The organism is Aequorivita sp. CRS11 (assembly GCF_059693805.1).
Genome location: NZ_JCATIG010000003.1, coordinates 502,254 through 521,916 on the forward strand (window position 1 = coordinate 502,254; position 19,663 = coordinate 521,916).

Sequence of the window (19,663 nt, forward strand, 5' to 3'; positions counted from 1 at the left end):
ATTAAATTTGTAAGATGCAGGACGAACTACCCATCCGCAAAATTATACACGTAGATATGGACGCTTTTTATGCGTCCGTGGAGCAGTTGGACAATCCCGAGCTTCGCGGAAAAGCGATTGCCGTGGGTGGAAGTTCGGCACGTGGCGTTGTAAGCGCGGCAAGTTATGAAGCCCGAAAATTTGGTGTGCGCAGTGCGATGAGTGGGACGGTAGCACGAAAGCTTTGTCCAGACTTGATTTTTGTACGAACCAATTTTGACCGCTATAAAGAAGTTTCGAAACAAATCAGGAAAATATTTTTTGAATATACCGATTTGGTAGAACCGCTGTCTTTGGACGAAGCTTATCTGGACGTTACCGAAAACAAAAAGGGCAATCCCAGCGCCACGCTGATTGCGACCGAGATTCGGAAAAAGATAAAAGAAAAGACAGGGTTGAACGCTTCCGCAGGAATTTCGGTGAATAAATTTGTGGCAAAAATTGCCAGCGATATTAATAAACCCAACGGACAGAAAACTATTGGTCCCGAGGAAGTGGTTCCTTTTTTGGAAACGTTGGATGTAAAGAAATTTTATGGCGTTGGGAAGGTTACAAAAGAGAAAATGTACCGTTTGGGCATTTTTACGGGAAAGGATTTGAAAAGTAAATCGCTTGAATTTTTAGAGGAACACTTCGGAAAGAGCGGTAGTTTTTATTACAAGGTGGTTCGTGGGATTCACACCAGTAAAGTAAAGCCTTCGCGAACGCAGAAATCGTTGGCAGCAGAGCATACTTTTTCTGAAAATATTTCTTCTGAAATTTTTATGATGGAACGGCTTGAGGAAATCGCAGCAGAAGTCGAAAACAGGTTAAAGAGCAAAAAACTGGCGGGAAAAACCGTTACGCTGAAAATTAAATATCGCGATTTTACGCTTCAAACGCGCAGCAAAACGCTACCGCTTTTTATCGCTTCCAAGGAATTGATATTGGAAGTGGTTAAAGAATTGTTATTTCAGGAAAAAATGAAGGAATCGGTACGGTTGTTGGGAATTTCCATTTCACACCTTAACAACGAAACCCCGAAGAAAAAGGAGGTTCCAAAGGAATCCATAGACGTGCAACTTAAACTTGAATTTTAAATATGACAGAAGACTACGTATCTTTAAACTAATTTAAAACTCCAGCTTATGAAAACCGTAGCTTTTTCCCTTATTGCCCTTGCAGGTTTTACACTCTTATTTTCCTGTAAAAATGACGCCAAAACCAACGAAGAAACGCAGACTGTTGTAACTGATTCCATTCCTTCGGAAACTGCGCCCGATGCTATGTACGTTACCGCTGTAAGTGGATTAACTTTACGTGAATTTCCCAATCTGCAAAGTACGAAACTTGCCGTGATGCCCTTGGGCACGAAAGTGAAAATCGTGAATGCCGAAGGAAAAACCACGATGAACGTGGGTGGAATTGATGGCGCAATGGATGAGGTGGAATTCAACAATCAAAAAGGGTTTGCTTTTAACGGTTTTCTTTCGAAGTTTTTCCCTCCCGGGGAAAATGCTTCCGCAAAAAACTATGCTGAGGAATTAAAGAAGGATTTTCCAAAGGTGAGTTATTCCGAAGCTACGGGCGGTACGGCGAGCAAGCCTAGCAAAACCGAAACTTTGATTTTGCCAACCGATACATGGCACGAGGCATTTTTTACGGCGCAACAACTTTTTGATATTCCGAAAGCATTTGCATTCCCCAACCCGAAAGGTTCCAATAGTGAGACGCAACAGAACAACAATAAAAAGAAGGGGGATTTTGTAAGCGAACTACTGATTGCCCGAAACGACAATCAGCTTCAGAAAATAGTGTATAATTACAAAACCACAGGTTTTGGCTATACGGTTACTATTACCAAAGAAGCGGAGGGGATGAAACTGGAAAAGACGGAAGTAGCAGACTAATTATTTCACCTGCGAAACCCGCAACGTATTCACCATTCCCTTATCCACAATGGGCATTGCAGCGAGGTTTATTAAGTAATCGCCTTTGTGCACGTAGCCTTTTTCAAAAGCAATCCTGTTTACATCGTCCACGGTTTCATCTGTACTTACGTATTTATCATAATAAAAAGCCTTTACGCCCCAGAGTAAATTCAAACGGGCAAGAATACGCTTGTTGCTGGTAAAAGCCAAGATAAAAGCCGAAGGCCGCCACGCGGAAATCTGGAAGGCGGTGTAGCCACTATTGGTCAAGGTGCAAATGGCCTGTGCCTCAATCTCGTTTGCCATATGGGCGGCATGGTAGCAAATGGATTTGGTTACGTAGCGGTTGGTTTTAATCTGCGGCGGCTCTTGTGGAACTCGGATCAATTCAGAATTTTCTACACTTTTTAGAATTCGGGTCATGGTTTTGATAACCGCCACGGGATAATTACCCACGGAAGTTTCACCGGAGAGCATTACGGCATCAGCGCCGTCCATTACGGAGTTTGCCACATCGTTCACTTCGGCGCGGGTTGGAGTGAGTGAAGTTATCATCGTTTCCATCATTTGGGTGGCGATGATTACTGGAATTCGGGCACGCTTTGCGGTAAGTACCAATTCTTTTTGAATAAGCGGAACTTCCTCTGCGGGAACTTCAACGCCCAGGTCGCCGCGAGCGACCATCAATCCGTCGCAATAGGCGATGATCCTGTCAATATTTTCAACAGCTTCAGGCTTTTCTATTTTTGCTATTATAGGAATTTTGTATTCTGAATGTGCTTCAATCAATGCTTGGAGTTCCTTTAAATCTTCGGCATGGCGCACGAAGGAAAGTGCCATCCAGTCTACTTTTTGCTCGATGGCAAAAATGGCGTCTTCTTTGTCTTTGGCGGTAAGCGCGGGAAGGGAAATATTTGTATTGGGAAGGTTTACCCCTTTTTTGGAACGAAGTGGGCCGCCCTGGATTACCATTACTTTTACTTCGTTTAAATTATTGGTTTCAAGCACTTCAAAAATAAGTTTCCCATCGTCCAGGAGCACCCGCTCGCCAGGATTTACATCGCGCGGAAAATTGTCATAATTCATATAGACGCGTTCGCGGTTACCCTCAAATTCATCGCCGGTGCAGAATAAGAGCTCATCACCGGGTTGAACAATAACTTCTTCCTTCATCATCCCCACCCGAAGTTTTGGCCCTTGCAGATCGCCCAAAATGGCAACGTGGGTGCCTAGCTCTTCAGAAAGCTTTCGTATATTTTGAATGTTATTTTTAACGGTAGTATAATCTGCGTGCGAAAAATTTACCCTAAATACATCTACGCCTTCCAAAATCATATGTTTTAAGATTTCAGGGCTTGAACAGGCGGGTCCGAGAGTAGCTACTATTTTGGTTCTTTTTTGATTTGACATTTAGTCGAAAATTAAATTGTTTTTAGATTTTATGTGGTTAGTTTCTACGATATAGGCAGAAATGATCTGTTTTATTTCGTTTATTTCTGAAAGAAATTTTCGCAGGGGCACGGTGTCAAAATCTGAGTAAATTTTCAGAAAAAAATCTACCTTTTTAAATTCGGGAAGCAGATAGTGAACCGTGGATTTTTCTGAAACCATTTCAGCAAATAAGCCGCCGGAACTTTGCAAACCCGCTTCAACCGACTTGCATTTGTTGGCTATAAGGTAAAAATGTGTGTATTTATGAACGTCTTCAAAATCATATAGCGGAAATGTTATCAGCAAACCCTCTGTTGAAAAATCGAGGTCGGTTTGTTTTCTTTTTAACCTCAAGTTTAAGTGACTGTTCATTAAATAGGCCATTTTGTAAGCCTCTTCACTGCAATGAATGGCAATGAGCGTGTAGGGCTCTTCAAAATTTTCATCAAAGATCAATTTATGATTTGCCATTTTTTTTGATGCTGTTGTTACTGTTGATACTATTGATGACAGCATTACAAAAATAGGCAACTTTAAAGGGATTAACTAAACAACGTGGTTGCTATCGTTAAATTTGATAGAAAAATAACTTTTGGGAGCTAAGGTTTTTCTGAATCAACCTTGATTTGAAGTTTGTAAAAAGCTCTTTTGGCAGCACGTTCCTCGGCTTTCTTTTTTGAAGTAGCTCTTGCTTTTGCTACTACTTCATCTTCAAGCTTTAATCGAACGGCGAAATGTTTCAATTCATCTTTGCCGTTGTCTTCATAAATTTCAAAATTGAACTGTTTTTTGTGTTTTTGGCACCATTCAATAAAAAGGCTTTTGTAGCTTATTACCTTTCCCTCCAGTTTTTTGATGTCCACATACGGTTTTATGACCCTTTTTTGAATGAACTTTTCACAATACTTAAAACCGCGATCCAAATAAATGGCTCCCACCAAAGCTTCAAAAACGTTTCCGTAAATATTTCCGCTAAATTGTTGCGTGGGAATGGTGGTTTTAAGAAATTTCACCAATTGAAGGTCACGGCCCAACTCGTTCAAATGTTCGCGGCTTACAACCTTGCTACGCATTTTTGTCAAATAACCCTCGTTACCTCCGGGAACTTTTTTAAACAAGTGTGCAGCAATTACGGCACCTAGCATAGCATCACCTAAAAACTCGAGCCGTTCATAATTTTGCGGTTGGCCACTGGTATTTTTTTCGTTGGTAGAACGATGTGTGAAAGCGGTCTCGTAAATGGAAAGGTCTTTGGGCTTGAACCCCAATATTTTTTTTAGGGAATTGGAAAATTCCCCGTTTTTGTCTGAACGGGAAGAAAATATGTTTTTAATGGAGGCCATTAATTGTTTTAGGCATCAAGTTTTTTAAAGAGCACACACGCATTGTGCCCGCCAAACCCAAATGTATTGCTCATTGCCACTTTTATATCGCGTTTTTGAGCTTTATTGAGGGTAAGGTTTAAGGAAGGGTCTATGTTTTCATCTACCGTAGTATGGTTAATGGTAGGTGGAACAATCCCGTATTTCATTGCCAAAATAGAGGCAATAGCTTCAATAGCGCCTGCAGCTCCCAAAAGGTGTCCGGTCATAGATTTTGTTGAATTGATATTGATATCTTTAGCGTGCTCGCCAAAAACATTTACAATAGCTTTCAATTCGGCCACGTCGCCAAGAGGAGTTGAGGTTCCGTGGGTGTTTATGGCATCCACTTCATTCGGGCTCATATTGGCATCGCGCAGGGTGTTCAGCATTACACGCTCTACGCCAATTCCGTCAGGATGCGGCGCCGTCATATGGTAAGCATCGCTGCTCATACCACCGCCCACAACTTCGGCATAAATTTTTGCGCCACGCTTTTTTGCGTGTTCGTATTCCTCAAGGATAAGTGCTCCTGCTCCCTCGCCCAAAACAAAACCATCGCGGGTAGCGTCAAAAGGACGCGAAGCCGTTTCTGGACTATCGTTGCGGGTAGAAAGGGCGTGCATTGCGTTAAAACCACCCATACCAGCTATGGTTACAGCTGCTTCGCTTCCGCCGGTTACAATAACATCACAATGGCCTAAACGTATATAGTTTAGTGCATCTATCATTGCATTGGCAGAGGAGGCACAGGCAGAGACCGTGGTATAGTTGGGCCCCATAAAACCATGCTTTATGGAAATATTTCCGGGCGCAATATCCGCAATCATTTTTGGAATAAAGAAGGGGTTGAAACGTGGCGTTCCATCCCCTTCTGCAAAGTTTATTACTTCATCCTGAAAGGTCTCCAACCCACCTATTCCGGCACCCCAAATTACACCCACTCGGAATTTGTCTATCTCATCGAGGTTTATTCCTGCGTCAATTATAGCTTCATCTGAAGATACAAGAGCGTATTGGGCAAAACGGTCTAGTTTTCGGGCTTCTTTCCTGTCAAAATGATCTTCTGCGTTGAAATTCTTCAATTCGCAAGCGAATTTTGTTTTGAACTTTTCGGTATCAAAATAGGTTATGGGCGCACAGCCACTTTTCCCACTAACAAGGGCGTCCCAATATTCTTGAATATTGTTGCCAATAGGGGTAAGGGCTCCAAGGCCTGTAACTACAACTCGCTTTAATTCCATAGAAGAATGGTTATTTTGCTGCTTCTATATAGGAAATTGCTTGACCAACAGTGGCAATGTTTTCAGCTTGGTCGTCCGGAATCTGGATATCAAATTCTTTTTCAAATTCCATGATAAGCTCTACCGTATCTAGGGAGTCTGCTCCTAAGTCGTTAGTGAAGCTCGCTTCGTTTACAACTTCGTTTTCGTCTACACCTAATTTGTCTACGATAATCGCTTTTACTCGTGATGCAATGTCTGACATAATTCTTGATTTTTAAATTTAATTATAAGTGGCAAAAATAAAATATTTTAATTGAAATCACCATTTAATGTTAAAAATGTGCCTTTGATAGTTTTAAAAATTTCACATTAAAACAAAATTGGGAAAACCAATTTAAACAATTTTGGGCGAAGTAAAACCCTATTGCCTTACTTTTGTGTTTTATTTGTTAATATTTACTTCGAGAAAAACTTTTGGAAACGGGAATGAAGAAGCGGATTGTAATTTTTGCGTCGGGTAGTGGTACCAATGCCGAGAACATTATTAAATACTTTCGACGAACCCAATTTGCCGAGGTCGTTCGCGTCCTCTCAAACAAGAAGGATGCCAAAGTTTTGGAACGTGCTGAAAAACTTAAAGTTAAAGCAGATTCTTTCACAAAAGAGGAATTATTTTCTAAAGAAGGAACTTTAAAAGTTTTAAAGGAAATCAAGCCAGACATCATTGTTTTGGCGGGTTTTCTACTGAAATTCCCAGAGATTATACTCAATGAATTTCCAAATAAAGTGATTAATATTCACCCGGCATTGCTGCCAAAATACGGCGGCAAGGGAATGTACGGCAGTTTTGTGCACGAGGCTGTTGTAAAAAATAAAGAAGCCGAAACAGGAATAACCATCCATTATGTGGATGAAAATTATGACGAAGGCGCAATTATTTCACAAAAAAAAGTAACCCTTTCAGAAAAAGAAACGCCAGAAACAGTTGCTGAAAAGATACATAAATTGGAACACGAGTGGTTTCCGAAAATAATTGAAGAAGTACTTCGCGATGGCTAAAAAACAAAAATTTTACGTGGTTTGGTTCGGTAATCCCGCTGGTATTTTTGGCAGTTGGAAGGAATGCAAACGATCCATTGATGGCGTGAAAGGCGCCCAATACAAAAGTTTCGAGACTTTTGAGGAAGCGAAAAAAGCATACAATAAAGAATATGCAGATTATAAAGGGAAAACTGTAAAAAAAATACTTTCCAAAGAACAACTTCAAAAAATAGGCGAACCAAATCTGTATTCCATTGCTGTTGACGCAGCTTCTAGCGGCAATCCCGGAAAAATGGAATATCGTGGGGTTGATACACAAACACACAAGCAATTATTTCATCAAGGGCCATTTCAACAAGGCACCAATAATATCGGGGAATTTTTGGCACTTGTACACGGTTTGGCTTTTCTTCAAAAAAAGGGAAGCGATAGAATTATCTATACTGATTCGCGCATTGCGATGGGCTGGGTGAAAAAGAAAAAGTGCAACACAAAACTGAAGCAATCTGCAAAAAACAAAGCGTTGTTTGAATTGGTTGCACGTGCCGAAAACTGGCTCAAAACCAATAAATACGAAACAAAAATCGTAAAATGGGAAACCAAAGCCTGGGGAGAAATTCCTGCGGATTTTGGGCGGAAGTAATTTTATTTGCAATTCTTAAAGGTTAATTTTCATAATCCAGATTTCCTTAAAATATTCAAAGCCCTTATATTCTTTCCACTTTTCGTAAACTGGCTTTAAGGCTTTATTGTCTGCAACATATACATAGTTCCAATTGTTTCTGGAATTGATAAAAGTTTGTGGACGGTAGCTTTTTTCGGTTAAAAATTGTGACCATTTTAAAGCATTTTCTTTTACGGAGAAAACATTCGTAACTAGATAATATCCTGAGGCCAAGCCAGGAACCGACATTGATTGAATTCTAACTTCTTTCTTTATTTTGTCTTCTTCTGAAAGCACAATAGGTTTTTTGGGAGTTACATTTTCTTTCGGCTTTTTAATTGCGGGAGTGTTATTTTGAATAGGCTTGGTTTCCTTTTTTTTAGTTAAAATAACTGTATTTATCGGTTCTTCCTCAATTGGCTCTAAAATTTCTACAATTACAGATTCGTTAATTATAGTATCGTTTACAGTCTTTGTCTTCTCCTCCAAAAATTCCTTGTTTATTTCAGTTTCAAACGCTACAAAAAACAGATAAAAGCGGTCTGCCTTAGCTTGAAACTGCAGATTGGCTTGGGTAGTGGCATTGTCCAAAAGCTCGTTGTTCGGGTTTGGTATTTCCATTTTCAACAAATCAAAACCAAGTGTGTTGGTACTGTTGGGGTTTCTACCTGTAAAGAATTCATCACCCATAGTGATCGAGCTATTGAAAAAGTTTTTTTCTTCCCTTACTTTGTTACTTAAAGGTTTAAAACTCCCTATTTTTTTGTCAAATATTGAAACCTCATCTGTCTTTATCTTTCGGTCACCTTCCATGGCTCCGAGTGCGATTGTGGTATTGACTATGCCTTCTTCTTTGCTTTTAAAATCCCTAAAAGTTAATTCTACAGCTTCTTTATTCACTTCTACCAAACCATTGTAAGTTGTGAAATATTTAGAACTTTCCGAAGCATCTTCATACACAATATACAAAAGCCAACCTGCAGAGCCACCTCCTGAAATTTCACCTTCGGTAGCTTTAATATTTGCAATGGTATAAGTGCCATTTATTGATGCAAGATTCTGAAGTTTTGATGTTACATCGGCATAGCAAACATAGGGTGAATTGGTTGTAAAAACCTCAGTGCCATAGCTGTCGAAAATAACCCTCCCGTTTAGGGTTTCATAAGCCCCATTGGGTGTTTTAAACAATATTGAATTGATTGCCGGATTCCTTTCACCGCGGCCCACATGGATCATTCTATTGCCAGATTTACGTAATGCGCTTTTTTCAGAGGGATACAATCCACACCAATAAAGGGCTGCGTGTGCAATCCTTAAATTTTTAGGCAGATTATTTATGCTAGCTTCACTCGAACTGAATGTTGTTTCATCATTGTCCACGTCTATGTATTCCATTTTTACAATATCGTTGGCAATGGTATTATCCATCAGTGGTTCTGTTGCATCATCTCCTAAAATGTTGTTCCCTATAAGAATTGAATTTCCCCGAATATATAATTGTTTGTTTTCTTTAAAAGGAACCCCTTCCTGGGAATGTATAAATTGAAAAAACAAAAAGAAAGAAACCAGAAAATATAAGTTTTTCATTTAAAGGCAATTAAAAGTTTCGGAATTTACAATTTTTTAATTTACCATGTTTTCTGATTTAAATACTCAAGTGATATTTCTTCGGCTTTATAAACCCTTAGAATTGTAAATAATTGATTAAATTTGCACCCTCTTTAAAAATCCTTTATGAGCAAACTCGTAATCGTTGGCACCGTAGCTTTTGATGCTATTGAAACCCCATTTGGCAAAACCGATAAAATTCTTGGCGGTGCCGCTACCTATATAGGTTTGGCAGCTTCGCAATTTAAGGTGGATGGCGCAATAGTTTCCATAGTGGGCGGTGATTTTCCTAAGGAAGATTTACAAATGCTTGAGGAAAAAGGAATGGACATTTCAGGGCTTGAAGTGGTTGAGGAAGGCAAAACTTTCTTTTGGAGCGGAAAATATCACAATGATATGAATACCCGCGATACCTTGATAACAGATTTGAACGTGCTTGCCGATTTCAACCCAAAAGTTTCCGAAGAATATCGCGATGCCGAAGTGGTTATGTTAGGAAACCTGCATCCGCTCGTCCAATTGGGCGTAATTGAGCAGATGGATTCGCCAAAACTGATTGTGTTGGATACCATGAATTTTTGGATGGACAGCGCCTTGGAAGATTTAATGCAAGTAATTGCAAAAGTAGATGTAATTACCATAAATGATGAAGAGGCAAGACAACTTTCCGGCGAATATTCTTTGGTAAAGGCAGCAGCTAAAATTATGGAGATGGGCCCGAAATATGTTGTAATAAAAAAAGGAGAACACGGGGCATTACTTTTTGGAAATGACGATGTTTTCTTTGCGCCTGCGCTTCCTCTGGAAGAGGTTTTTGACCCAACTGGTGCTGGCGACACTTTTGCTGGAGGCTTTACGGGCTATTTGGCAAAAACCGGCGATTACAGTTATGATAATATGAAGAATGCCATTATAAATGGTTCGGCGCTTGCTTCGTTCTGTGTGGAAAAATTTGGACCCGAAAGATTGCTTCAGCTTTCAAACGGTGAAGTTCACCAGCGCTTGCAGCAATTTAAGAGCTTAACACAATTTGATATCAAATTAACCTAAATACGCGCCCTGAAATTTCAGGGCGTTTTTTGTACATTTATATAGTTTCAGAAAAAATATGAGCGACGCCTTAAAACACGAATGTGGAATTGCACTTGTAAGACTGTTGAAGCCCTTGGAGTATTACAAGGAAAAATACGGAACCGCTTTTTACGGTGTAAACAAAATGTATTTAATGATGGAAAAGCAGCACAACCGCGGGCAGGATGGTGCGGGTTTTGCTAGCATTAAACTGGACGTTAACCCAGGCGAACGCTATATTAGCCGTGTGCGCTCCAATGCTGCGCAACCCATCCAAGATATTTTTGCGCAGATTAACGAGCGAATAAATCTTGAATTTTCGGAGCATCCCGAATACAAAGATGATGTTGCTGCACAAAAAAAGAACATTCCGTATATAGGCGAATTATTTCTTGGCCACGTTCGCTACGGTACTTTCGGAATAAATAGTGTTGAAAATGTACATCCTTTTCTGCGTCAGAATAATTGGATGCACCGTAACCTCATAATTGCGGGAAATTTCAACATGACCAATACCAACGAGCTTTTCGACAATCTCATAAAGCTCGGAATGCACCCCAAGGAAAAAGCCGATACCGTTACGGTAATGGAAAAGATAGGACACTTTTTGGACGATGCGGTTCGTAAACTTTACAAAAAAGCAAAGGCAAAAGGAATGACCAAACAGGAAGCTTCACCCTATATTGCCGAAAACTTGAATGTGGCTAAAATTCTTCGGAAATCTGCCGCCAATTGGGACGGTGGTTATGCAATGGCCGGACTTTTGGGCCATGGCGATTCTTTCGTGCTTCGTGATCCGGCAGGAATTCGTCCTGCATATTTTTATCAAGACGATGAAGTGATTGTGGTTGCTTCGGAACGCCCGGCAATCCAAACTGTTTTTAATGTTCCTTTTGAAGAGGTGAAAGAATTGGATCCCGGAAATGCGCTTATCATAAAGAAAGACGGAAGCATGAAACTTTCTGAAATTCTAGCTCCTTTAGAGCGAAGATCCTGCTCCTTTGAACGTATTTATTTTTCCCGCGGAAGCGATGCCGAAATCTATCAAGAGCGAAAAATGCTCGGAAAATTGATAATGCCGAAAATTTTGGAAGCCATAGATTTTGATACTGAAAATTCAGTGTTCTCCTTTATACCCAATACCGCCGAAACTTCCTTTTACGGAATGTTGGAAGCTGCACAGGACGAACTGAACAAACAGAAGAACGAGGCAATTTTAAATGAAAAAGAGAAATTAACGACAGAGCGGCTTCAGCAAATACAAGCACACAAAATACGCACAGAAAAGATTGCGATTAAAGATGTAAAGCTAAGAACGTTTATCACAGACGATAGCAGTCGTGATGATTTAGTTGCACACGTTTATGATGTTACTTATGGTGTTGTAAAAACAGATGATAATTTGGTTATTATTGACGACAGCATCGTTCGTGGAACTACCCTGAAGAAAAGTATTTTAAAAATGCTGGACAGACTTCATCCCAAGCAGATTGTCGTAGTTTCTTCAGCCCCTCAAATTCGTTATCCGGATTGTTATGGAATTGATATGGCGCGCTTGGAGCATTTGGTAGCTTTCCAGGCGGCTTTGGAACTTCACAAAGATCGAGGAACATATGGTGTTGTGGAAGAAATCTATCACAAGTGTAAGGAGCAAGTTGCCTTGGAGGATGCTTCGGTAATCAATCACGTTAAAAAACTTTATGCACCTTTTACAGATGAGGAAATTTCAGATAAAATTGCTGAAATAATCAGCGATGAAAATATAAAAGCTAAAGTAAAACTCATCTTTCAATCTGTTGATGATTTACATAAGGCGTGCCCAAAGAATCTTGGGGATTGGTATTTTACCGGAAACTATCCAACAGCAGGAGGGAATAGGGTTGTGAACAGAGCCTACATCAATTTTTATGAAGGAAATCCAGAACGAGCTTACTAAATTCTTTAAATTTTAACACAGCTTTTACCGTTTATCGGGAACCCTATCCACTTAATCGAAATTGTTGATTAACACTGTTTTAGTGCTCAAACTTGAACTATATTTGAACTTACCATAAGGCGTAAGTAGGTTAGGTCTATGGTAAGATTTGGGGCAAAATAGGCAGATTTAGGTCTGCCTATTTTCATGTAACCCTATTAACAATTCTTCATACTTTTTTTAAAAAGGCAAATTATTTAATATTTAAGAGTGTTAAAATTCAGCTTTAAAAAAATATATCTATTGAAAAACGATAAAATATGTTTTTCAACGAAAAAATTGGCAATTCATCTAAAAGCATAATTTTGAATACTTTATTAATTTATATTTGAACATACCATTAGCATAAGTAGGTTAAGTTCATGGTAGATTTGGGGCAAAAAAAGGCAGACACTTGTTTGCCTTTTTTTATACCCAAATCTCAACGGGGGTGGCAAGCCATCAGCTTGCTGTTTCTTAAGTTCAGAATTTTATTGCGAGCCGTTTTTCTTTTCCCAGACGCTAGTTTGCCTTTTTTTATTACCAAATCTTAGCGAGGTGGCATGCTTTCCAAGAAAATTACTTCATAACGAGTTTCATTGGCGAGCCGTTTTTGTCTCATTTTTTACTCAAGGTTGATTATTTCGCATAAAAAAATCCGCAGTTTAAAATTGAAACTGCGGATTCGGTATAATTAATCTATTACTTAAATTTACTTATTCTTCGCATAATTAGAGGAGACTTCGTCCCAATTGATAACATTCCAAAATGCACCAACATAGTCGGGACGCTTGTTTTGATATTTCAAATAATAAGCATGTTCCCATACGTCCAATCCTAAAATCGGTGTTCCGCCACAACCTACTTTTGGCATCAATGGATTGTCCTGGTTTGGTGTAGAACAAACGTCAACCTTTCCACCTTTGTGTACGCAGAGCCAAGCCCAGCCTGAACCAAATTGTGTTTTTGCCGCTTCGGAAAATTTCTCTTTAAATGCATCGAAACTTCCAAAAGCATCATCAATCGCTTTTGCCAGATCTCCAGAAGGTTTATCACCGCCGTTTGGCGACATTACTTTCCAAAAAAGGCTATGGTTGTAAAATCCGCCTCCATTATTGCGGACAGCTTTGTTGTCCATGTCCAGATTGGTCAGAATATTCTCGATGGTTTTTCCTTCCTTGTCAGTGCCTTTAATGGTATCGTTCAATTTATCGGTATACCCTTGGTGGTGTTTGTCGTGGTGTATTTCCATCGTTTTGGCATCTATGTGCGGTTCCAGCGCATCAAATGCATACGGTAATTTCGGTAGTTCGAAAGACATAATTATATTGTTTTTTATTGGTTATTACTAAAATTCCCTCAAATTTAAACATTCTCGATTTTTAAAAGTGTTATAGCTTTTATAAGATTTCTATTCAACCATAGATTAATTTGATTCCAAAGCCATAAAAGCAGTATTTTAGTGCAAAATGAAAATTCCGTGGAAAAACAATCCTCCTTTTCAATTTATGATGCCTCGGCCGGAAGCGGAAAGACCTTCACACTTGTAAAAGAATATCTAATTCAGATCCTTTCTTCAAAAAGTGAAGATTACTTTAAGCATCTTTTGGCAATCACTTTTACCAACAAAGCAGTGGCCGAAATGAAGCAGCGCATTGTGGAAACTTTGGTGAATTTCAGCGAAGAAAAAAGCGTTACGGAACCCTTACCGATGATGCTGAAAATTGCTGAAGAAACAGATAAAAGTTTGATTGAAATCCAAAAGCAGTCCCAAAAAATTATAAAAAATCTGCTTCATAATTACGCAGCTTTCAGCGTAGAAACCATTGATAGATTCAACCATCGATTAATACGAACTTTTGCACGTGATTTAAAACTGGCAACCAATTTTGAAGTTACGCTTGAAACCAATGAACTTTTGGCAGAGGCCGTGGATCTTTTACTGAGCAAAGCTGGAGAAAATAAGGAAATTACAAAAGTTTTGCTCGATTTTGCATTAGAAAAAACAGACGACGACAAATCGTGGGACATTTCCCGGGATATTGCAGAAGCTGCAAAATTGCTTTACGATGAAAACAATTCAGGGCACGTTTCGGTTTTAAAAGAGAAATCTTTGGAGGATTTTCTGGAATTCAAAAAACAATTGGTTCTTAAAAAGAAATTACTCTCGCAGGAAACTGAAAGCATCGCTTCGCAGACACTTCAACTTATTGAAAAGAGCGGTTTGCAGGACGTCGATTTCAGTGGCGGTTATCTTCCGAAGCATTTTCAAAATCTTTCAATGGGGAGATATGATGTAAATTTTAGTGCAAAATGGCAGGAGACCATGGGTGAAAAGCCACTTTATCCAAAGCGGGTTTTTGCAGTAATTGGAGGTATAATTGATGAATTAACACCCCATTTTATTGTAAACTTTCAGCAAACAAAAGAGTTGGTTTTCAAGGTGCTATTGCTTGAAAATATGCTGAAAAACATTACCCCGCTTTCCGTAATAAATCTGGTGAACCACGAAATTGAAACCATTAAGAAGGAAAAAAATGTGTTACCTATTTCAGAATTCAATTCGCTTATAAACAAAGAGATTAAAAACCAGCCAGCCCCTTTTATTTATGAGCGTTTGGGAGAAAAATATCGCCACTTTTTTATTGATGAGTTTCAGGACACCTCAAAAATGCAGTGGGAAAATTTAATTCCGCTAATCGATAACGCCCTGTCGCAGCAATTAGAGCCAAGCGCTGGAAGTCTTTTGTTGGTAGGCGATGCCAAGCAATCCATCTATCGCTGGCGTGGGGGATTGCCCGAACAATTTATGGGTTTATACGGAAATGAAAATCCGTTTCAGCGTGAGAAGAAGATATTGGCACTTGGCACCAATTATCGCAGTTGCAAGGAAATAGTGGATTTCAACAATGAATTTTTCACTTTCATTTCTTCTTATTTTGCAGATGCTGGTCACGAAAATTTGTATTTAGAAGGAAATAAACAAAACTGCAATGATAAAAAGGACGGGTATGTAAAATTTGAATTTGTTGAAAAGCAGAATAAAACAGAAAAAACAGAAGCCTATTCAACGCTGGTTTTAGAAACATTTCACGAAGTTAAAAACAAAGGTTTTTCCGAAAGCGATATTTGTATTTTAACAAGGAAAAAGGCAGATGGCATAGCTCTTGGGGCATTTTTGATGGAGCAGGGCGTGTCTGTAATTTCTTCGGAAACTTTATTGTTGCAATCATCGCCATTGGTAGAAATGCTTGTTTTTTCGCTTCAGTTTTGTTTGCAGCCAAACAATGACAAAGCCAAAATACAATTGCTGGATTTGCTACATGAACACTTAAATATTTCAGAAGAAAAGCACGCTTTTTTTACCAAATTTCTAAATATTTCTGAAGAAAATTTTACCGAAAATTTAAGGAAATATGATGTTGATTTCACCTTTGCGGAAATGCGCTCCGTTTCCCTTTATGAGGCCTTTGAATATTGTATAGAAAAATTCAAATTAGCCGATGCTGCCGACGCATATCTTTTCGGGTTTATGGATTTGGTATATGAGTTTGAACAACAACCCCAGGCAGATAAATTTTCGTTTTTGGATTATTGGGAAACTAAAAAAGATAGCGCCTCCATTCCTGCCAGTGAAGGCACAAATGCCGTGCAATTGATGACCATTCACAAAGCAAAGGGGCTGGAGTTTCCCGTGGTTATTTTTCCCTTTGCGGATATTCAATTGTTTGATGGTAAGCATGATAAACTTTGGTATCCTTTATCGAATGAAGACTTCAACTTTAAGGAAGCGCAGATAAACTTTAAGTCTGAAATAGCAAATTATGGTGAAGTTGGAGAGCAAATGTACCACGAGCACCGAAGCCAGTTGGAACTGGACAATATCAATCTGCTCTACGTTACCCTAACGCGCGCTATTGAAAAGCTCTTTGTTTTTGCTGAAATGCCCACGGAGCCCAAAGATGGAGTTTCTTCCACCTACAACCATCTTTTTATGGAATTTCTTAAACAAAGGGGAATGTGGAATAGCGATCAAACGGTTTATGAATTTGGGAAAAATTCAGAGAAAAAATCAAAAGAGAAAGAAGTTGTTTCACAAATGGAGCCCCGATACCTTTCAAGCAACCCGAAAAAGCACGGACTTAAAATTGTTCCTTCCCAAGAAACTTATTTAGAGACAGAAACAGTTGCTGCCATTACTGCGGGGAATTTGCTTCACGACACCATGGCCCAGATTTATACGGAAATCGATGCCGAAAGGGTTTTGATGGAATTGGAAGGCCGCGCCATAATCCCAAAAGATGAGTTTGATAGTTTACGGAAAACCGTTTATCAAATTATTCAACATACAGATTTGAGGAAACTATTTGACGGCACTTATAAAGTTTATAACGAACGAAGTATAATCACAAAAGACGGTTTGGTTTTGCGGCCAGATAGAATAAATATAAGTACTGAAAACACATCGGTAATTGTGGATTATAAATCCGGGAGCCCTAAAATTTACCATAATGACCAATTGATTGATTATGCGAATGCGTTGCAGGATATGGGATTTGTAGTTTCAGAAAAAATGCTTATCTATAGCAACAAAGATGAAATAGTAATAAATAAAGTTTAATTTTGAAACTTTAAACAAAGCTTAATTATGTACGGAAAAATAAAGGAACATCTACAGAAAGAACTTGAAGAAATAAAGGAAAACGGACTTTATAAAAAGGAAAGAATCATTACTTCACCACAAGATGCTGAAATCACTATTTCTACTGGTGAGAAGGTTATCAATTTTTGTGCGAATAATTATTTAGGCCTTTCTTCAAATAAAGAGGTGGTCCAAGCAGCAAAAGATGCGATGGATACTCACGGTTTTGGAATGTCGTCTGTTCGTTTTATTTGCGGAACACAGGATATCCATAAAGAACTGGAGCAGAAAATAGCCGATTTTTATGGCACAGAGGATACCATACTTTATGCAGCCTGTTTTGATGCTAACGGCGGTGTTTTTGAGCCTCTATTAGGCGCTGAAGATGCGATTATTTCAGATTCGCTCAACCATGCCTCCATAATAGATGGGGTGCGTCTTTGCAAAGCGGCTCGTTATCGCTACGAAAACAGCAATATGGAAGATTTGGAAAAACAGCTTGTTGCCGCCAATGAAAAAGGAGCTAGGTTTAAAATTATAGTTACGGACGGTGTATTTTCTATGGACGGTTTGGTAGCCCCGCTTGATAAAATTTGTGATCTGGCTGATAAATATGATGCCATGGTTATGATAGATGAATGCCACGCTACTGGCTTTATAGGAAATACCGGTAGAGGAACTTTGGAAGAGAAAGGCGTGATGGGGCGAATAGATATAATTACCGGAACACTTGGAAAGGCCTTGGGTGGTGCCATGGGCGGTTATACAACAGGGAAAAAAGAGATTATTGAAATGCTTCGCCAGCGTTCCCGTCCTTATTTGTTTTCAAACTCATTGGCACCTGCAATTGTTGGAGCATCTATTAAGGTGTTTGATATGCTTTCAAGTAATACTTCCCTAAGAGATAAGCTGGCAGAAAATACGGCTTATTTCAAAAAAGGAATGAAAGAAGCAGGATTTGATATTATTGATGGTGATTCTGCCATAGTACCAGTAATGTTGTATGATGCCAAACTATCTCAGCAAATGGCAGATATGCTTTTGGAAGAGGGAATATATGTTATAGGATTCTTTTTCCCCGTTGTGCCAAAAGGCAAGGCACGAATCCGTGTACAGCTTTCAGCAGCCCACAGTAAAGCGCATTTGGACAAAGCCATAAATGCCTTTATTAAGATTGGAAAAAAATTGGGGGTTATTGACTAGTAAATCCTTTATTTACGTATCAATAGCAACGACTTTAGGAAAATTTTATTAGATTTGCTTTTGTTTATAAAATTTAACAACTTACTTTTGCTCTTAATTAACACTTAAAAATTAAACAATCGAATATGAAACATCTTAACAGATTATTAGTTGCTGCTATCCTATTTATGGGAATCGGGGTGGCGAACGCGCAAGACGAAAACAATCCTTGGGCTGTTGAGGTTGGTGTAAACGCTGTTGACGTTTATTCAGCCGGACTCAATGAGGATCAAGTACGTATCCCAGCTGCTGCTAGAGGGGATATCTTTGACGAGTATTTTAATGCAAATGACCACTGGAACATTCTTCCATCAGTTTCTAGGCTAGCTATTAGCAGATACATTGGTAGTGGTTTTGTATTCACTGCAGCAGGTTCTATTAACAGAATCGACAAATTAGGCGATCTTCCTGCTGATGACCTTAGCTACTACAGTGCAGATGGAGAGGTTAAGTACAGCTTCAAAAATGCACTAGGCGGTGGATGGTTTGACCCATCTATTGGTATAGGTGGTGGTTATACTTGGGTTGATAATATCGGCTTTGGTACTGCTAACGCGCTTGCTGGTGTTAAGTTTTGGTTCAACGATTACTTAGCTCTTAACCTTCAATCTACTTATAAGCATGCATTTGAGGATTCTTATGGAATCACTCACTTCCAACATTCTGCTGGTATTGTATTCCAGTTTGGCGGAAAAGATACAGACGGTGACGGAATCTATGATAAAGATGATGAGTGTCCAGAAACTCCAGGTCTTCCTGAATTTAATGGATGTCCTGATACTGACGGTGACGGCATTGAAGATAGAAATGATGCTTGTCCAAACACTCCTGGTTTAGCTGAATTCAACGGATGTCCTGATACTGACGGTGACGGTATTGCTGATCCACAGGATGAGTGTCCTACTGTAGCTGGTCTAGCTGCTCTTAACGGTTGTCCTGATGCTGATGGTGATGGTATCGCTGATAAAGATGATGCTTGTCCAAATGAGGCTGGTCCAAAGGCTAACAATGGTTGCCCTTACCAAGACAGAGATGGCGATGGTGTTCTTGACAAAGACGATCAGTGTCCAGATGTTGCTGGTACTGTAGCAAACAAAGGTTGTCCAGAAGTTTCTGTAGAGGTTATCAAGCAATTGAACGAGTACTCTAAAACTATCTTGTTTGACTATGATAAGTCTTCTATAAGAAAAGAGTCTTATGCTGCACTTCAGAGCATTGCTGATATTATGAAAGAATATCCTAACACTACTTTCCACGTAGAAGGTCACACTGACAGTCGTGGTAGTGATTCATACAATATGAAGCTGTCTAAGGAAAGAGCTTCTTCTGTTAAGGATTACTTAACTACTATTGGTATGGACGGTAACAGATTAACTTCTGAAGGTTACGGTGAAGAAAGACCAATTGCAACTAACAATACCGCAGCTGGTAGACAACAAAACCGTCGTGTTGAGATTTCTTTAAAGAAATAATT

The 19,663-nt window shown here is 39.2% G+C and carries 16 protein-coding genes; 9 read left to right on the forward strand and 7 right to left on the reverse strand.

Annotated features, from left to right (window positions below; all coding sequences use genetic code 11):
• The first annotated feature begins 14 nt into the window (after positions 1 to 14).
• Both dinB and AC58DT_RS08290 read left to right on the forward strand, forming a co-directional pair.
• Positions 15 to 1,118 (forward strand): DNA polymerase IV, encoded by a 1,104-nt coding sequence (gene dinB, locus AC58DT_RS08285; RefSeq protein WP_497216400.1) that lies wholly within the window; start codon positions 15 to 17, stop codon positions 1,116 to 1,118.
• A gap of 48 nt (positions 1,119 to 1,166) precedes the next feature.
• Positions 1,167 to 1,928, forward strand: a complete 762-nt coding sequence (locus AC58DT_RS08290; RefSeq protein WP_497216401.1) for an SH3 domain-containing protein — start codon at positions 1,167 to 1,169, stop codon at positions 1,926 to 1,928.
• Here the strand turns inward: AC58DT_RS08290 and pyk are convergent, their stop codons facing one another.
• The 5 genes from pyk to AC58DT_RS08315 form a co-directional block, all read right to left on the reverse strand.
• Positions 1,929 to 3,359, reverse strand: coding sequence for a pyruvate kinase (pyk, locus tag AC58DT_RS08295; RefSeq protein WP_497216402.1), 1,431 nt, complete (start codon positions 3,357 to 3,359; stop codon positions 1,929 to 1,931).
• Positions 3,360 to 3,851, reverse strand: a complete 492-nt coding sequence (locus AC58DT_RS08300) for an IPExxxVDY family protein (RefSeq protein ID WP_497216403.1) — start codon at positions 3,849 to 3,851, stop codon at positions 3,360 to 3,362.
• A 128-nt stretch (positions 3,852 to 3,979) separates the two neighbouring features.
• A complete protein-coding gene (gene rnc / locus AC58DT_RS08305) occupies positions 3,980 to 4,723 on the reverse strand; it encodes a ribonuclease III (protein ID WP_497216404.1) in 744 nt (247 codons plus the stop codon).
• An 8-nt stretch (positions 4,724 to 4,731) separates the two neighbouring features.
• Positions 4,732 to 5,985 (reverse strand): beta-ketoacyl-ACP synthase II, encoded by a 1,254-nt coding sequence (gene fabF / locus AC58DT_RS08310; RefSeq protein ID WP_497216405.1) that lies wholly within the window; start codon positions 5,983 to 5,985, stop codon positions 4,732 to 4,734.
• 10 nt (positions 5,986 to 5,995) lie between these two features.
• Positions 5,996 to 6,229, reverse strand: a complete 234-nt coding sequence (locus AC58DT_RS08315) for an acyl carrier protein (RefSeq protein WP_014781833.1) — start codon at positions 6,227 to 6,229, stop codon at positions 5,996 to 5,998.
• Between the two features lie 224 nt (positions 6,230 to 6,453).
• Here AC58DT_RS08315 and purN point away from each other — a divergent pair, with 224 nt between their 5' ends.
• Positions 6,454 to 7,026, forward strand: coding sequence for a phosphoribosylglycinamide formyltransferase (purN, locus tag AC58DT_RS08320; RefSeq protein ID WP_497216406.1), 573 nt, complete (start codon positions 6,454 to 6,456; stop codon positions 7,024 to 7,026).
• Positions 7,019 to 7,651, forward strand: a complete 633-nt coding sequence (locus AC58DT_RS08325; RefSeq protein ID WP_497216460.1) for a ribonuclease H1 domain-containing protein — start codon at positions 7,019 to 7,021, stop codon at positions 7,649 to 7,651. The genes purN and AC58DT_RS08325 overlap by 8 nt, the downstream gene beginning before the upstream one ends.
• A gap of 15 nt (positions 7,652 to 7,666) precedes the next feature.
• Here AC58DT_RS08325 and AC58DT_RS08330 read toward each other — a convergent pair whose 3' ends face one another.
• Positions 7,667 to 9,259, reverse strand: a complete 1,593-nt coding sequence (locus AC58DT_RS08330) for a hypothetical protein (RefSeq protein ID WP_497216407.1) — start codon at positions 9,257 to 9,259, stop codon at positions 7,667 to 7,669.
• Positions 9,260 to 9,406: 147 nt separating this feature from the next.
• Here AC58DT_RS08330 and AC58DT_RS08335 point away from each other — a divergent pair, with 147 nt between their 5' ends.
• A complete protein-coding gene (locus tag AC58DT_RS08335) occupies positions 9,407 to 10,330 on the forward strand; it encodes a PfkB family carbohydrate kinase (protein ID WP_497216408.1) in 924 nt (307 codons plus the stop codon).
• 58 nt (positions 10,331 to 10,388) lie between these two features.
• Positions 10,389 to 12,287 carry an amidophosphoribosyltransferase gene (locus AC58DT_RS08340; protein ID WP_497216409.1) on the forward strand — a complete coding sequence of 633 codons (1,899 nt, stop codon included), beginning with the start codon at positions 10,389 to 10,391 and terminating at the stop codon, positions 12,285 to 12,287.
• A gap of 730 nt (positions 12,288 to 13,017) precedes the next feature.
• On the opposite strand, the gene AC58DT_RS08345 is transcribed toward AC58DT_RS08340, so the two are convergent.
• Positions 13,018 to 13,626 (reverse strand): superoxide dismutase, encoded by a 609-nt coding sequence (locus AC58DT_RS08345; protein ID WP_497216410.1) that lies wholly within the window; start codon positions 13,624 to 13,626, stop codon positions 13,018 to 13,020.
• Positions 13,627 to 13,785: 159 nt separating this feature from the next.
• On the opposite strand from AC58DT_RS08345, the gene AC58DT_RS08350 reads away from it, so the two are divergent.
• The 3 genes from AC58DT_RS08350 to AC58DT_RS08360 all read left to right on the forward strand — a co-directional run bounded on the left by AC58DT_RS08350 (position 13,786) and on the right by AC58DT_RS08360 (position 19,661).
• Positions 13,786 to 16,926, forward strand: coding sequence for a UvrD-helicase domain-containing protein (locus AC58DT_RS08350; RefSeq protein WP_497216411.1), 3,141 nt, complete (start codon positions 13,786 to 13,788; stop codon positions 16,924 to 16,926).
• A 27-nt stretch (positions 16,927 to 16,953) separates the two neighbouring features.
• Entirely contained in the window at positions 16,954 to 18,150 is a 1,197-nt protein-coding gene (gene kbl / locus AC58DT_RS08355; protein ID WP_497216412.1) for a glycine C-acetyltransferase, read from the forward strand.
• 125 nt (positions 18,151 to 18,275) lie between these two features.
• Positions 18,276 to 19,661, forward strand: a complete 1,386-nt coding sequence (locus AC58DT_RS08360; protein WP_497216413.1) for an OmpA family protein — start codon at positions 18,276 to 18,278, stop codon at positions 19,659 to 19,661.
• The last annotated feature ends 2 nt before the right edge of the window (positions 19,662 to 19,663 follow it).